The organism is Pelobacter propionicus DSM 2379 (genome assembly GCF_000015045.1).
Classification (GTDB): Bacteria; Desulfobacterota; Desulfuromonadia; order Geobacterales; family Pseudopelobacteraceae; genus Pseudopelobacter; species Pseudopelobacter propionicus.
The window spans coordinates 3829796-3844125 of sequence record NC_008609.1 but is presented as its reverse complement, the minus strand read 5'-3'; the positions used below and the strand labels follow the sequence as shown (position 1 = coordinate 3844125).

Sequence of the window (14330 nt, the reverse complement as noted above, 5' to 3'; positions counted from 1 at the left end):
CGTGAAGAGAATCTTGATTGTTGATGACCACACCATCGTCAGGCAGGGAGTGATCAGGGTCCTGCAGGATATCCTGGAACAGCCCGTGGAGTTCCATGAGGCCTGCACCGGGAGACAGACCCTGGATATGGCCTGCTCGTGCGAGTACAACCTTGTGCTGCTCGATATCTCGCTGCCGGACCAAAACGGCCTGAACGTGCTCAAGGCATTGCAGCAGAAGCACCCCCGGCTGCCCGTCATCATGGTGAGTACCCACCCCGAGGAGCACTATGCCGTCAGGGCCTTGCGGGCAGGGGCCTCCGGTTATGTCAACAAGGGTGACGCGGCGGTTGTGCTGAAGGAGGCGATCGAAAAGGTGCTGGCTGGTCGGCGCTACGTGACCCCCTCCCAGGCCGAGTTGCTGGCCGATGCCCTCTGCGACGGGGCAGAGCCGGCAGTGCTGCACCATGCCCTCTCGGATCGCGAGTATCAGCTGGCCTGCATGATGGCGGCCGGCAAGACGCTGACCGAGATTGCCAGGGAACTCTCCCTGAGCGTGAAAACCGTCAGCACCTACCGCACGCGGGTTCTTGAGAAGCTTCACTTGAGGAGCACGGCCGATATCATCAACTACTGCATTCAGAACGGGCTTACCCTGTAGGAATCCTCCTACGTGTTTTTCTCCTCTTTTCCCACCTGTGATAGAGACTTGCACTGATTCACACATGACGACAAATCGTATTTAATGAATCCTTTGCTTCTCCGGAGCGACTGGGCACAAGCCGTCCAGTCGCCGGACGCCGAGGAGGTCCTGTTTGATTAGAGCAGCCAAGGGGCTGATTGCTGTCATCGATGATGATCCGCTGGTGTTGCAGTACCTTGATACGGCTCTCTCCCTGGCCGGGTATCGTGTGCTCCCCTTTTCCAACGGGGAATCTGCCCTCGAGGCCATGGATGCGGTTCATGTTGACGTCTTCCTGAGCGATGTGTGCATGCCCGGCATGGACGGCCTGGAACTGTTGGAGGCCATTCGCCGGCGGGACAGTGAAGCACCGGTCATTCTGATAACCGCTTTCCCCGGTTTCGATCTGGCGGTTTCCGCGATCAAGAAAGGAGCCTATGACTTCATCGTCAAGCCTTTCAAGAACGAGTACCTGCTGCACGCCATCGAGAGGGGTATCAATTATCGACGGCTGAAAAATATCGAGAAGAGCTATCGGCAGGAGCTGGAATGGACGGTTGTTCTGCGTTCAGCCGAGCTGGCCGATGCTCTGGGCAAGTTGAAGAGCATGAGCATGGAGACGATTTCCCGCCTGACCTCAGCGGCGGAACTGAGGGATGAGGACACGGGGAAACATATCGCACGTATCGGGCTCTATGCGGAACTGCTGGCGGGTGAATTGGGAATGAACAGCGATTTTGTCGAGACTATCCGCGTTGCTAGGAGTCTGTCGGGCTTAACGCATTCAGCCGTCATCTCCAGGGCGTTTTCAATTGGTTAACCTGCTGTATTTATTGAATAAGTCGTCAGCTTTAGCTTGCGTTTTCTTGGTGTATCCCGTATATTTGTCCGGTAATATCAACTGGTTAGGTATCGGGGTTGACTATGAAATCAAAGTTTATTGAAGTTGACCGGGAAACACCCTATCTGCTCCCGCCATCGCTGCAGGATTGGCTACCAGAAAAGCACTTGGCCCGGTTTGTGGTCGAAATTGTCGAACAGCTCGACCTGCGCTCTTTGAAAGCTACCTATGCCGGCCGAGGCTCGCAGCCCTATAACCCTGAGATGCTGGTAGCATTGTTGTTTTACGGTTATGCGACAGGCGTATTCTCCAGCCGGAAGCTTGAGCGCAGCACCTACGACTCCGTGGCATTCCGGTTCATAGCGGCAAACAGTCATCCTGACCACGATACCATTGCCACCTTCCGCCGGCGTTTTCTGCCGCAACTGAACAAGCTGTTTGCCCAGATTCTGCTGATCGCTCATCAGATGGAGGTGCTGAAACTGGGCAACGTTAGTTTGGATGGCAGCAAAATCAAGGCGAACGCCTCCAAGCACAAGGCGCTGAGCTATGAGCATGCCTGCAAGCTTGAAGAGCAGATCAAGGCTGAGGTTGGCGAACTGCTCAAAAAGGCCGAGGCAGCGGACCGTGCCGATATTCCGGACGGCATGAACATCCCCGAAGAACTGGAACGTCGGGAAAAGCGTCTTTCCGCCATTGCCGCAGCCAAGGTCGAGATCGAAAAACGAGCCGCTGAGCGCCATGCTCGTGAACAGGCCGCTTATGAGAAGAAAGTCGCCGAACGGGCCAAGAAGGAGCAGGCAACGGGCAAGAAGGCCAAGGGGAAAGAGCCGAAACCGCCCAAATCCGGCCCCACTGCCAAAGATCAGGTCAATCTGACCGATGAAGAGTCGCGGATCATGCCGACCTCCGGTGGCGGATTCGAGCAGACTTACAACGCCCAGGCCGGTGTGGATACAGCATCAAAGCTCATCGTTTCGGCCCATGTTACCCAGAATCCCAATGACAAACAGGAGCTGACACCGACCCTGGAGAACCTGGCGGCGCTGCCTGAGAAGCTTGGCAAGGCAACCGATCTGGTAGCTGACAGTGGCTACTTCAGCGAAACCAATGTAACTGCCTGTGAGGAGAACGGGATAACTCCCTACATTGCCGTAGACCGGCAGAGTCACAACGTGCCACTGATGGAGCGCTTTGCCGAACCGCCGCCGTTACCCGAAGATGCCGATTCCGTGGCCAGAATGAAGCATCGCCTGAAGACACCTTCCGGCAAGGCGATCTACGCCCAGCGAAAAGTCACCTCGGAACCGGTCTTCGGCATCATCAAGGCGGTCATGGGATTCAGAAGCTTTCTTCTTCGTGGCTTTGAAGCAGTAAAAGGCGAATGGAACCTCGTCTGCATGGCCTACAACATCAAACGGCTGCATGTCTTGGCCGGATAGAATGAGAAATAGCGAAAATCAGCCTGTAATAACCGCAGTCATCGCTGAAAGGGCTGAATTAACCAGGTTGCCGGTGGGAAGACGAACACATACGGAACTTTTTTAATCGGCTTGGCCACAAAAGAGGGCGCCCCTGAGGTCAAGCCCGACAGACTCCTAGTGCAATGCACGATGTGGGAAAAATCGGTGTACCGGATGCTATCCTTCGTAAGCAGGAGGGGCTCACTGCCGAGGAATTCGAGGTAATGAAGCGGCACACAATTATCGGGGAGCGGTTTCTGCGTGGCTCCTCCTTCCCCATGTTGCAGATGGCGGCCTCCATTGCGCGTAATCATCATGAACGGTGGGATGGGAGCGGCTACCCCCATGGCCTGCGGGGCGAAGAGATCCCGCTGGAAGCCAGAATTGTCATGTTGGTGGATCAGTACGACGCCCTGCGCTGCAAACGAATCTACAAGCAGGCATTCTCTCATCAGGAGGCCTGCCACATCATCGGCAACGGGGATGGCCGAACCATGCCTGACCATTTCGATCTTCGGGTTCTGAATGCCTTCAGGCTGCAGGCCGGGATGTTTGATACGATTTTCAGCGAGAACAGTGATTGATGAGGCGGGTGGCCAGGAGTTGGGATTGGAATTACGGTCGTTGCCCTCTCTCCCGCTGCCAGTTCAGCGGATTATGCTCTCCGACACCCCTGCCAGGTGCCGCGCCGCTTCAACTCGTTGACCACCGCATACCACATCTGGTTGTTCTTCAGCCCCCAGCGGGGTGCCACGCAGATATCCAGCGGCGCCGAGCCGTACAGGCGCTGGATCGTGACCCGGCCGGGGAGGCGCTCCAGGAAGTCGGCCGCCGTGGCGATGTACTCTTCGATCTTGAGCGGACGGTACTCGCCGCGGAAGTAGCGCCTGGCCAGCTCGGTCCCCTCCACTGCGTGCAGCTGATGCAGCTTGATGGAATCCACCGGAAGTGAGGCGATCAGGTTGGCGCTCTTCAGGAAGCCTTCCCTCGTCTCTCCCGGAAATCCGTAGATAAGATGGGTGCAGATGTCGAAGTTGCGGCCGGCTGCCCGCTGGACCGTCTCCAGGTACTCGTCCAGGGTATGGCCGCGGTTGATGTCCGCCAGGATGTCGTCGTTGATGGACTGCAATCCCAGCTCCAGGCAGACGTAGCGCGTGCGTGCGATCTCGGTCAAAAGCTCCAACGCCTCGTCGGAGAGGGCGTCGGGCCGGGTGCCCACCGAGATACCCAGCACGTCCGGGTGGTCCAGGGCGCGGTGGTAAAAATCTGCCAGCACATCCAGAGAGGCGTAGGTGTTGGTGTATTTCTGGAAGTAGATGATGAACTTCTCGGATCCCAGTCGGGTACGGTGATAAGCCATACCCTGGGCCATCTGCTCCTCGATGGGGATCACCGGCTGGGTGGCCTTGGGGGAGAAGGAGACGTTGTTGCAGTAGACGCAGCCGCCGGTTCCCTTGCTGCCGTCGCGGTTGGGGCAGGTGAAGCCGCCATCCACGTTGACCTTGCTGACCCGACAGCCGAAGCGGCGGCGCAGGTAGTGACCATAGGAGTTGATGCGGAGGTCGGGGTGGATCTGATGGTCAGGAAAGGGTTTCATGCTGCTCGATCGTCTGTAGTAAGGATGCTGCCTCGGTTTCGGGGTTGGCGGCTGCCGTGATGGCCGAGATCAGGGCGACGCCGTGGGCTCCGGCTGCCATGACCCGGGCGATGGTGCTTCCTTTGATGCCCCCCAGGGCGAATACCGGAATGCCCAGGGCCCCGCAGGCCTCCCCCAGTCTGTCCGGCCCCAGCGGTTCGCCGAAGGGGGCCTTGGAAGGGGTGTGATATACCGGGCTGAGGGTGACGAAGTCCGCGCCAGAAGCCTCTGCCCTGCGGGCCTCTTCCACGGCATGGGCCGAATAGCCGATCAGCGGGCCATCGCCCAGTAACCGCCGCGCCTCGACTATGGAGAGCCCTTCGATTCCCAGCTGAACGCCGTCGGCGCCCACCGCCTGACAGACATCCACCCTGCGGTTGATCAGCAGGCGGGCATGGTGTTCGTGCGTCAGGCGCCGCAGGTCACGGGCCAGTTCTAATAGTTCGTTGTCGGGCAGGTCCTTCTCCCTGAGTTGCACCGCCCCGACGCCCCCCCTGAGGGCGGCGGCTACGACATCCAGCAGAGGCCGACCGGCGGTCTGACGCCGGTCGGTGATCAGGTACAGTGAAAAATCAACGCAACGGGATTGTCCTTCACCCCGGGAAACGGTCGACATCAGCCGATCATCCCATCCAGCGGGCTGGAGGCGTTGGCGTAGAGCTTGCGCGGGATGCGGCCTGCCTTGTAGGAGAGGCGGCCGGCCCTCACCGCCAGATTCATGGCCTCGGCCATGGCGATGGGATCCTGGGCGCCGGCAATGGCGGTGTTCATCAGCACGCCATCGCAGCCAAGCTCCATGGCAATGGCGGCATCGGAGGCGGAACCGACCCCGGCATCCACGATGACCGGAACCTTGACGTTCTCCATGATGATCCTGATGTTGTAGGGGTTGCGAATCCCCAGGCCGCTGCCGATGGGGGCGCCCAGCGGCATGACCGCGGCGCAGCCCAGGTCTTCCAGCTTGCGGCAGAGGATCACGTCGTCGCTGCAGTAGGGGAGCACGGTAAAGCCATCCTTGATCAGGATAGCGGCCGCTTTGAGCAGTTCCTCGTTGTCAGGGAAGAGCGTCTTCTCGTCGCCCAGCACCTCCAGTTTGACGAAATCGGAGAGGCCGGCCTCGCGGGCCAGGCGACAGGTGCGCACCGCATCGTCGGCGGTGTAGCATCCGGCGGTGTTGGGCAGCAGGGTATACTTCGTGGGGTCGATGTAATCCAGCAGCGATTCCTGGCTGCGGTCGGAGATATTGACCCTCCGTACGGCGACGGTGACGATCTCTGCCCCGGACGCCTCCAGGGCCTGGGCCATCTGCGGGAAACTGGCATACTTGCCGGTTCCCACCATCAGGCGCGAGTTGAATTCACGTCCGGCAATCACAAGTTTGTCTTCAGCCATGTTCGTGTTCTCCTTTTTCGCAATATCGATGGACAGAAAAGGGGGGAGCCGGGCAGGATGTCCTAGCCGCCGCCAACAAATTGAACGATCTCGATGACATCCCCTGCAGCCAGGGCATGGGAATCGTGGGAAGCCTTGGGCACGATGTCCAGATTGACCTCCACCGCGACACGGTCCCGCTTGATCTCCAGTTGCTCCAGCAACTGGCCGATGGTGCAGCCATCCTTCACGTCGGTCGCCTTGCCGTTAACGGTTATGATCATTTTTTTCTCCAGAAACGAAAAAAGCCGCAGAAGCGGCTTGTAAGTGTTGATAACATGCGCTTCCCTCCGCCGGCATTACCCGGATCAGGTACTAAGGGTCGCAACCGTAAACGGTTGCTCTCAGTCGAAACTCCCCCAGCGTTTTTCAGATAAACTAGATGATTGGCGTTCCGGTGTCAATGAATTTATCCGTGCCGGGGAGCGGCCGGCTCCCCGGAATAAAATCGCTCCTGCATGGATCGGATTTGTGGTATAGTTCTGCCGATTTTACTCTGCTTCTTGAGAGTTATGGCTTACGAAAGAGATAGTCGTGGCCAAGAAGTGCGGCACGGGGGTGCGTATCCTGCGTTTTCTCAGCGGTGGGGAATAGTACCGGCTTCACTGCGAACTGATGGCGAACCCCGGCCGCCCCTGAACCAGCAACCGGCGAGGACACAACCCTATGTGCAAGAAAATCTTCATCGGCGCAACCGGCCAGCACTGCGGAAAAACAACCATCAGCCTCTCCCTGATGCATCTGGCGGCGAAGAAATACCGCAGGGTCGGCTTTGTTAAGCCCATCGGCCCCAAATGCGTGGAGTACCGCGGGGTGTGCATGGATATCGACGCAGCCCTGATCGCCAGCGTCTTTCATCTTGACGAGGACCTGGGCCTCATGTCCCCCATGACACTCTCTTCGGGAAGTACGCGGCGCTACCTGGATGGCGACATCCCCGCCGACTATCCGCGCCGGACCATCCTGGCGGCCATTGCCGAGTTGGAGAAGCGGCACGATTTCCTGATCATCGAGGGGGCTGGCCATACCGGTGTCGGCTCTGTTCTCGGCATGAGCAACGCCACCATTGCCGCCCAGATCGGTGCTCCGGTGCTGCTGGTGACCGGATGCGGCATCGGCAGGGTCATTGACGAGGTGGAGCTCAACCTGGCCCTGTACCGGGAGGCGCGGGCCAGGGTCGAATTCATCATGCTCAACAAGATGGAGCCGGACAAGAAGGAGCGTTCCCTCACCTATATCCGCAAGGCCTTTGCCCGTGAAAAGCTGAGCGTAACCACCGCCTTTGATTTTATTCCCGTTCTTGCTCATCCCACGCTCCAGCAGGTATCGGACCTTTTGCAGCTGCCGCTGATGGGGGATCAGGAAGACCACAGCCGCATCTGCCATACCATCCAGCTTGGCTCCGCCTCATGCCAGCGCGTCATCGACCTCTTGGGAGAGTCGACGCTGCTGGTCGTCAACAGTTCCCGCGACGAACTGGTCGTGACCGCATCCTCGCTGCACCACATACCCGATTTCAAGAAACGCTTGGCCGGCCTGGTCGTCTGTGGGTACGCCCCCATGTCCGCCATCACCAGGCGGATCATGGAGGACAGCAATATCCCCTATTTCCGGGTCAAGGACCTCTCGGCCGAGGTGTTCATCAGCCTGCGGGAGTACGTCTCCAAGATTGGCCCGGACGACAGGGAGAAGATTGAACTGATCAACACGATTGCCGAACAGTACATTGACTTCGATGCCATTGATGCCATGCTCTGAAAACGGCGTTGCGGGCGTCAAAAAACGCTTGACCTCACGGACTGTTTGCTATTTATAGAATAGCGTGACAAAAGACTACGCTTCGCTGGTGACGACATGATATTCCTGACCCGAATGGACAAACAGATGTTCTACATCAATCCTGACCATATCGTCTGCATCGAGGAGACGCCCGATACGGTCATTACCCTGTTCAATGACCATCATTTCATCGTCAGGGAACCGGCCAGGGTTATTATCGACAAGATCATCGCTTTTCGCTCTCGCATCATCCGGCGTTCTGGCGGGACGACCGGTAAACGGAGTCGTGCCGCAAAGCGCCAATGTCTCTTTCGCAGCGCGATCCAGAGCCGCGACATCACTCCTGTGGAGCGCACCTTCCAGACCGCGGCACAACCTCACACCCGGGATTTCTGACATATGGACTTAGCAACCATCATAGGTTTGGTAATGGGCTTCGGCGCCGTATTCGGCGGCGCGGTCCTGGAAGGGCTGCACTTATCCGCCCTGATTCAGCCGACCGCGGCCTTGATCGTACTTGGTGGCACCTTCGGCGCCACGTTCGTCTGTTTTCCGCTATCTGCCATCATCAAGGCTTTCAAGGATGTCAAGATAGCCTTCCTGCCGGCCAATGTGGATCACGAATCGGTCGTCAAGGACATCATAAACTACGCCACCAAGGCCCGCCGCAACGGCCTCATCTCCCTGGAGCAGGAGGCCCAAACGGCCAAAGACCCCTTCGTCAAGAAGGGGATATCGCTGGTGGTTGACGGCATCGACCCCCAGAAGCTGCGGGAGACCCTGGAGGCGGACATCACCGCTTTCGAGGATCACAGCAAGCACAGCGTGGAGTTCTACGAGGCGGCCGGCGGTTTCTCCCCCACTATCGGTATCATCGGCGCCGTGCTCGGTCTGATTCATGTCATGAGCAACCTCTCCGACACCTCGAAGCTGGGTGCCGGCATCGCCGTGGCCTTCGTTGCCACCATCTACGGTCTGATGGTGGCCAACATCATCTGTCTCCCCATCGGCACCAAGCTCAAGATTCGTATGAAGGAAGAGGTCCTGCGCCGCGTCATGATTTTGGAGGGACTGATCGCCATCCAGAACGGCGAGAACCCGCACTTCATCGAGCAGAAACTGAAGGCCTTCGCGGGAGGGGAGCACTGATCCGCCATGGCACGGAAGAAAGAACCGGAAAAACACGTCAACCACGAACGCTGGCTGGTCTCCTACGCCGACTTCATCACGCTCCTCTTCGCGGTGTTCGTCACCCTCTACGCCATGTCCCAGAGCGACAAGAAGAAAACCGAAGAGGTCATGCAGTCCATCCAGCAGTCATTCGGAATGGTCCAGGCTGGGGCGCCATCGCCCAAGATGAACATCCTCCCCTCCAGCCAGATGAGCATCACCCCCAGCATCAAGCCGGAAGTCTCGGTCATGCCGGGGAGTCGTGGCGCGCGCGGCATGGTCAAGACCCGCGCCACGGAGAAGGATTTCCGCCAGATCAAATCATCCATCGAAGCCTATCTGGTCAAGCAGGGCGCCCAGAGCAAGGTCAACCTGACCATCACCCGCCGCGGCCTGATTGTCAGCCTGAAGGAAGCCGGTTTCTTCGATTCCGGGCAGGCCCAGATCAAGCCCACTGCCTATGAGCTGATCAACACCATAGCCGAGGTAATGACCCAGTACAGCAACCCGTTGCGCCTGGAAGGGCATACCGACAACGTCCCCATCAACACATCCCAGTTCCCCTCCAACTGGGAACTCTCCACTGCCCGTGCCGTGAACGGCCTCAAGTATCTGATCAGGAACTTTGGCGTTGATCCGGACAAGATATCGGTAGCCGGCTATGCCGAGTTCCGCCCCATGGCCGACAACGCCACGCCTGAGGGACGCGCCAAGAACCGTCGCGTGGACCTGGTCATGCTCTCCAACGAAGGGGAACGGGGCGAACCGGAAAATAGTTCCAACCAACCAAAACCAGAGTAGGACGTATTCTGTCATACCCCTGTGCTATCCTGTCCAAAAAGAGGAACAGGAGGGAGACCGTGGAACCGATCGTGCTGATGGGACTGCTTGTCGTCGTGTATGGTGGGTATGTCTCGTGGATGGACTGCCGGCAGGGAGTCTGGACCGCTCTTCACTGCTGCATGGCGCGCAAGCGTGCCGGGCGGCAGAAGAAGCGTGGCCAGACGACTGCCAGGCACTGGGGAAGGATGTACGTTGCGGGACCTGACGACGCCCGGCTCTGCAGCCGGAGAAAATTTCACGTTCCCTGCTGATGCATGACCCGCAGCGAAGCGAGTGCGGCTCCAGCCGCGGAATTCAAGCCGTATAGGAAACGAGAACAGAGAGGGGCGCCCCGGATGGAGCGCCCCTTGTCATTTTCGTGTATCCCCTTGCTCCATCTACCTCATCATCTCGAAATGCCGGTCATCGCAGGTGTCATCGGTGATGTCGATGAACTTGTTGCAGATGGTGGTGACCATGTTGATCACCCCCTGGTAACCGATCAGCGGAGAGCGGTGCAGGTTGACCCGGTCGAAGATCGGGAAACCGAAGCGGAACAGCGGGATCTTGGCGTCGCGGCTGATGAACTTGCCGTGGGTATCGCCGATGATGGCGTCCACAGGATCGGTCATGACCAGGCTGCGCAGGTGCCACAGGTCCTTGTTCATGTAGATCTTTGCGTCTTTGCCATAGAGCGAGCTGTCCAGCAGGGCCTGGATATCCTTTTCCAGTTTTTTGCTCCCCTTGCTGCAGAGGATGTGGTACGGCTGTGCACCCATTTCTAGCAGGAAGGAGACATAGCCCAGCAGGTAGTCGGGGTCGCCGTAGACGGCGAACTTCTTGTTGTGAATGTACTGGTGGGCATCGGTCATGGCGTCCACCGCCCTGCCCCGCTCGGCCTTCAGCGACTCGGGCACCGGTTTACCGAACAGTTCGGCCAGCTTCATCATGAAGGCGTCGCTCTTCTCGATGCCGAAGGGGGTCGGCAAGGACAGGTGCTCTCCGGCGTAGTTGTCCTTGATCCAGCTAAAGGTCCTGGTCGTGGCGAATTTGCCCAGGGTCATGGTTACCTTGCCGTTGATGGAGTCGGCCGCGTCCTCCAGCTTGGTGCCGCCCGGGTAGAGACGGTAGGTGCCGTCAAGGGGGGAGTCGAACACATCGGAGATGTCGGCAAGCACGGTAGCGGGGATGCCGAACTCCTTCAGGATGCGCTTGTATTCACGGTAGTTGCCGGTGTTGAAGTCACAGCCAGGGATCAGGTTGAGCTTGCCGGTGCAGCGCCCCTCCATCCGTTTTCCCTCGGTCAAGGTCTGGAGCATGGAGAGCAGCATGGAGTCGTAGCCGTGGATATGGGAGCCGTTGAAACTGGGCGTGTTGGCGTAGGCTACGGGGAAGTCCTGGGGAATGAACCCCTTCTGACGGGCATTTTTGATGAAGGCGGTCAGGTCGTCGCCGATGACCTCCGGCATGCAGGAGGTGAAGATCCCGATCATCTTCGGCTTGTACAGCGCATAGGCGTTTTCCAGCGCCTCATGCAGGTTGTTCTGGCCGCCGAACACCGCGCCGTCCTCGGTCATGGCATCGGACACTGCGGGAGCTGGTTCGCGGAAATGCCGGTTCAGGGTGCTGCGGTAGTAGGATGCGCACCCCTGTGATCCATGGACGAACGGCAGGGTTCCCTCGAAGGAATGGGCCACCAGTTCGGCACCCAGGGGCTGGCAGGTGTGGGCCGGGTTGATCACCAGGGCCTGGCGGGCGAAGTTCTTCTCCTTGTACTCCTCGGTGTTGATCCATTCCGCGACCCGCGATTCATCCTCTGGGGTTATTTCGGTAACATATTTGACGGCGGCATCTGCGCTCATGGTTTTCTCCTTTGTACGCCGGGAACCAATCCGTTCCACGGTCGGAAATGTGAAAGGTGAGGGGTGATGGGCGAGGCGTGAGGCGGTAAAAACAGGGAGTTCCCCATGACGCCTCACACGTCACTCCTCACCGGTTTTAAAACGGGCTCTTGACGAATTTCCATGTCGGGCTGTTCACCGCCATATCGATGTCCCGCGCGAAAACTTCAAAGCCTTTATACCCCTCATAGGGGCCGGAGTAGTCCCAGCTGTGCATCTGGCGGAACGGTATCCCCATCTTCTGCAACAGGTATTTTTCCTTGATACCGCTTCCCACCAGATCTGGACGGAGCTTGTGGACGAACTCCTCCAGTTCGTACTCGGACACGTCGTCGTAGATCACCGTTGCCTCGGGCATCTCGGCGCTGGTGCGCTCGTAGTCGTCGCCGTGGGCGAATTCGTAGCCTGAACCGACCACGTCCATGCCCAATTCCTCATAGGCGCTGACTGTGTGGCGGGGGCGCAGGCCGCCCACGTAGAGCATGACCTTCTTACCATCCAGGCGGGGGCGGTATTCGTCGATTACGGCCTGCATCATGGGGTCGTATTTGGCAATGACCTTCTCCACGTTCTCCTTGATGGTGTCGTCGAACAGTGCGGCGATCTTGCGCAGACTCTCCCTGATCTTGCTGGGGCCGAAGAAGTTGATCTCCAGCCAGGGGATACCGTACTTTTCCTCCATAACCTTGCACATGTAGTTCATGGAGCGGTAGCAGTGGATCAGGTTCAGCTTGACCTTGTGGGTGGCGGCGATGTGCTCCAGCTGACCGTCGCCGGTCCAGACAGCCTTGACGTTGAGCCCGATCTCCTCCAGCATCGGCTTGACCGACCAGGCATCGCCGCCGATGTTGTATTCCCCGATCAGGGCGATGTCATAGGGGGTCTCGGGCTCGGCGAATTCGCGGGTACCGATGATGTGGTCGCGGATGGTGTCGTTGGAGATGTGGTGCCCCAGGGACTGGGAGACGCCGCGGAATCCCTCGCAGTTGCAGGGGATGACGGGAAGATCCAGCTCCTTGACCGCCTGGCGGGCAACGTTGTTGATATCATCGCCGATCAGGCCCACCGGGCATTCGGACAGGACCGAGATCCCCTTGGCCAGGGGAAAGAGTTCCTTGGTCTCGCTCAGGAGCTGCATCAGTTTCTTGTCGCCACCGTAGACGATGTCCTTCTCCTGGAAGTCGGAGGTGAACTGCATGGCGAAGTTACTGACGCCGGTGATGCCGGTCATCATGTTGCGCCGGGTACCCCAGGAGTACCAGCCGCATCCCACCGGACCGTGGGAGACATGCACCATGTCGCGGATCGGGCCCCAGACCACACCCTTGGCGCCGGCATAGGCGCAGCCGCGGGCGCTCATCACGCCCGGCACGGTCTTGCGGTTGGACTTGACGCAGGCCGAGCTTGCACCCGGGTCGTTGGGCGCCAGATGGGGGGCACGTTTCTTTCTCCCCTTCTCGGGATAGGCTTCCAGGGCCTTGTCGATCATCTCCTGGGTGGATTCCTTGGTGATCCCTTCTATCTTTCTCGCTGTCGATGACATTGGGTACTCCTTGTGATTGGTGTGTAACCAATTAGTTTTTTGTGCTTATTTCCAGTGGTGCGCGCAGGTCGCTCGCGTTGATAGACGAGGGGCGCGGAGTTGTCGTGTCGTTCCCAGTATCCGCGCCCCATGTTCTTTCCGACAATTGCTTACGCGGCAACCTCTGCCTTGCCAACAATCGACTCGTCTTCCGCTTCCATGATCCCGAACTCCATCATCAGCTCTTCCAGTTCATCCATGGTCAGGGGGGTGGGCACCACCAGCATCTTGTTCTCGGAAATCTTCCTGGCCAGCTCCCGGTACTCGTTGGCCTGGGGATGCTCGGGAGAGTATTCAATGACGGTCATCCGGCGCATCTCGGCCCTCTGGACCTGGTTGTCGCGGGGTACGTAATGAATCATCTGGGTGCCCAGTTTTGCGGCCAGCGCGCTGACCAGTTCGAACTCTTTGTCGGTTTTCCTGGCGTTGCAGATCAGCCCGGCCAGGCGTACCTTGCCGGATGAGGCGTATTTGAGGATACCCTTGGAGATGTTGTTGGCGGCGTACATGGCCATCATCTCGCCGGAACAGACGATGTAGATCTCTTCAGCCTTCCCCTCACGGATCGGCATGGCGAACCCGCCGCAGACGACGTCGCCCAGAACGTCGTAGAACACGAACTCCAGGTCATCGGTATAGGCTCCGTTCTCCTCCAGGAAGTTGATGGCGGTGATGACGCCACGGCCGGCGCAGCCGACACCCGGTTCAGGGCCGCCGGACTCGACGCACTTGACGTCGCCGTAGCCGACCTTGAGAACGTCTTCCAGCTCCAGGTCCTCCACCGTACCTCTCTCCCGCACCAGATCCATAACCGTTGTCTGAGCCTTGGCATGAAGTATCAAACGGGTGGAGTCCGCCTTGGGGTCACAGCCGACGATCATGACCCTCTTGCCGAGTGACGCAAGACCCGCTACCGTGTTCTGGGTCGTTGTCGATTTGCCGATGCCACCTTTTCCGTAAATTGCGATCTGTCTCATGTGAAGCTCCTTTCGCCCACCAATCTGTGGGCCTGTTGGTTGCTGCGGGGCAAAATAAAAAAGGCGC

The 14330-nt window shown here is 58.7% G+C and carries 15 protein-coding genes, 1 pseudogene and 1 riboswitch; of the genes and pseudogenes, 9 read left to right on the top strand and 7 right to left on the bottom strand.

Annotated elements, in window-relative coordinates; genetic code table 11:
- Position 1 precedes the first annotated feature (1 nt).
- From PPRO_RS17325 to PPRO_RS17310, 4 genes and pseudogenes are all read left to right on the top strand, one after another.
- Positions 2–640, top strand: coding sequence for a response regulator (locus PPRO_RS17325; protein WP_011737289.1), 639 nt, complete (start codon positions 2–4; stop codon positions 638–640).
- Positions 641–794: 154 nt separating this feature from the next.
- Positions 795–1481 carry a response regulator gene (locus tag PPRO_RS17320; RefSeq protein ID WP_011737288.1) on the top strand — a complete coding sequence of 229 codons (687 nt, stop codon included), beginning with the start codon at positions 795–797 and terminating at the stop codon, positions 1479–1481.
- A gap of 104 nt (positions 1482–1585) precedes the next feature.
- A complete protein-coding gene (locus tag PPRO_RS17315; protein WP_011733975.1) occupies positions 1586–2944 on the top strand; it encodes an IS1182 family transposase in 1359 nt (452 codons plus the stop codon).
- Between the two features lie 158 nt (positions 2945–3102).
- A pseudogene (locus PPRO_RS17310) lies at positions 3103–3549 on the top strand (HD-GYP domain-containing protein); the annotation flags it as partial.
- 71 nt (positions 3550–3620) lie between these two features.
- Here the strand turns inward: PPRO_RS17310 and PPRO_RS17305 are convergent.
- The 4 genes from PPRO_RS17305 to thiS form a co-directional block, all read right to left on the bottom strand.
- A complete protein-coding gene (locus tag PPRO_RS17305; protein ID WP_011737286.1) occupies positions 3621–4562 on the bottom strand; it encodes a TIGR01212 family radical SAM protein in 942 nt (313 codons plus the stop codon).
- The gene (gene thiE / locus PPRO_RS17300; RefSeq protein ID WP_011737285.1) at positions 4546–5217 is read right to left on the bottom strand and encodes a thiamine phosphate synthase; all 672 of its coding nucleotides are present in this window, start codon (positions 5215–5217) and stop codon (positions 4546–4548) included. Before thiE ends, PPRO_RS17305 begins: the two co-directional genes overlap by 17 nt.
- Positions 5217–5993 (bottom strand): thiazole synthase, encoded by a 777-nt coding sequence (locus PPRO_RS17295; protein ID WP_011737284.1) that lies wholly within the window; start codon positions 5991–5993, stop codon positions 5217–5219. Before PPRO_RS17295 ends, thiE begins: the two co-directional genes overlap by 1 nt.
- 62 nt (positions 5994–6055) lie before the next feature.
- Positions 6056–6256, bottom strand: coding sequence for a sulfur carrier protein ThiS (gene thiS, locus PPRO_RS17290; RefSeq protein ID WP_011737283.1), 201 nt, complete (start codon positions 6254–6256; stop codon positions 6056–6058).
- 44 nt (positions 6257–6300) lie between these two features.
- A riboswitch (TPP riboswitch) is annotated at positions 6301–6403 on the bottom strand.
- A gap of 295 nt (positions 6404–6698) precedes the next feature.
- Here thiS and PPRO_RS17285 point away from each other — a divergent pair.
- The 5 genes from PPRO_RS17285 (at position 6699) to PPRO_RS17265 (ending at position 10075) form a co-directional block, all read left to right on the top strand.
- Positions 6699–7790 carry a phosphotransacetylase family protein gene (locus PPRO_RS17285; protein ID WP_011737282.1) on the top strand — a complete coding sequence of 364 codons (1092 nt, stop codon included), beginning with the start codon at positions 6699–6701 and terminating at the stop codon, positions 7788–7790.
- 96 nt (positions 7791–7886) lie between these two features.
- Entirely contained in the window at positions 7887–8207 is a 321-nt protein-coding gene (locus PPRO_RS17280) for a flagellar FlbD family protein (protein ID WP_011737281.1), read from the top strand.
- A 3-nt stretch (positions 8208–8210) separates the two neighbouring features.
- Entirely contained in the window at positions 8211–8960 is a 750-nt protein-coding gene (locus PPRO_RS17275) for a flagellar motor protein (RefSeq protein WP_011737280.1), read from the top strand.
- 6 nt (positions 8961–8966) lie between these two features.
- Entirely contained in the window at positions 8967–9782 is an 816-nt protein-coding gene (locus tag PPRO_RS17270; RefSeq protein ID WP_011737279.1) for an OmpA family protein, read from the top strand.
- 59 nt (positions 9783–9841) lie between these two features.
- A complete protein-coding gene (locus tag PPRO_RS17265) occupies positions 9842–10075 on the top strand; it encodes a hypothetical protein (RefSeq protein ID WP_041532405.1) in 234 nt (77 codons plus the stop codon).
- Positions 10076–10201: 126 nt separating this feature from the next.
- On the opposite strand, the gene nifK is transcribed toward PPRO_RS17265, so the two are convergent.
- The 3 genes from nifK to nifH form a co-directional block, all read right to left on the bottom strand.
- Positions 10202–11665: a nitrogenase molybdenum-iron protein subunit beta gene (gene nifK, locus PPRO_RS17260; protein ID WP_011737278.1), complete on the bottom strand. Its 1464-nt coding sequence runs from the start codon at positions 11663–11665 to the stop codon at positions 10202–10204.
- Positions 11666–11801: 136 nt separating this feature from the next.
- Positions 11802–13247: a nitrogenase molybdenum-iron protein alpha chain gene (gene nifD / locus PPRO_RS17255; RefSeq protein ID WP_011737277.1), complete on the bottom strand. Its 1446-nt coding sequence runs from the start codon at positions 13245–13247 to the stop codon at positions 11802–11804.
- Between the two features lie 149 nt (positions 13248–13396).
- Positions 13397–14263: a nitrogenase iron protein gene (gene nifH, locus PPRO_RS17250; RefSeq protein WP_011737276.1), complete on the bottom strand. Its 867-nt coding sequence runs from the start codon at positions 14261–14263 to the stop codon at positions 13397–13399.
- Between the last annotated feature and the right edge of the window lie 67 nt (positions 14264–14330).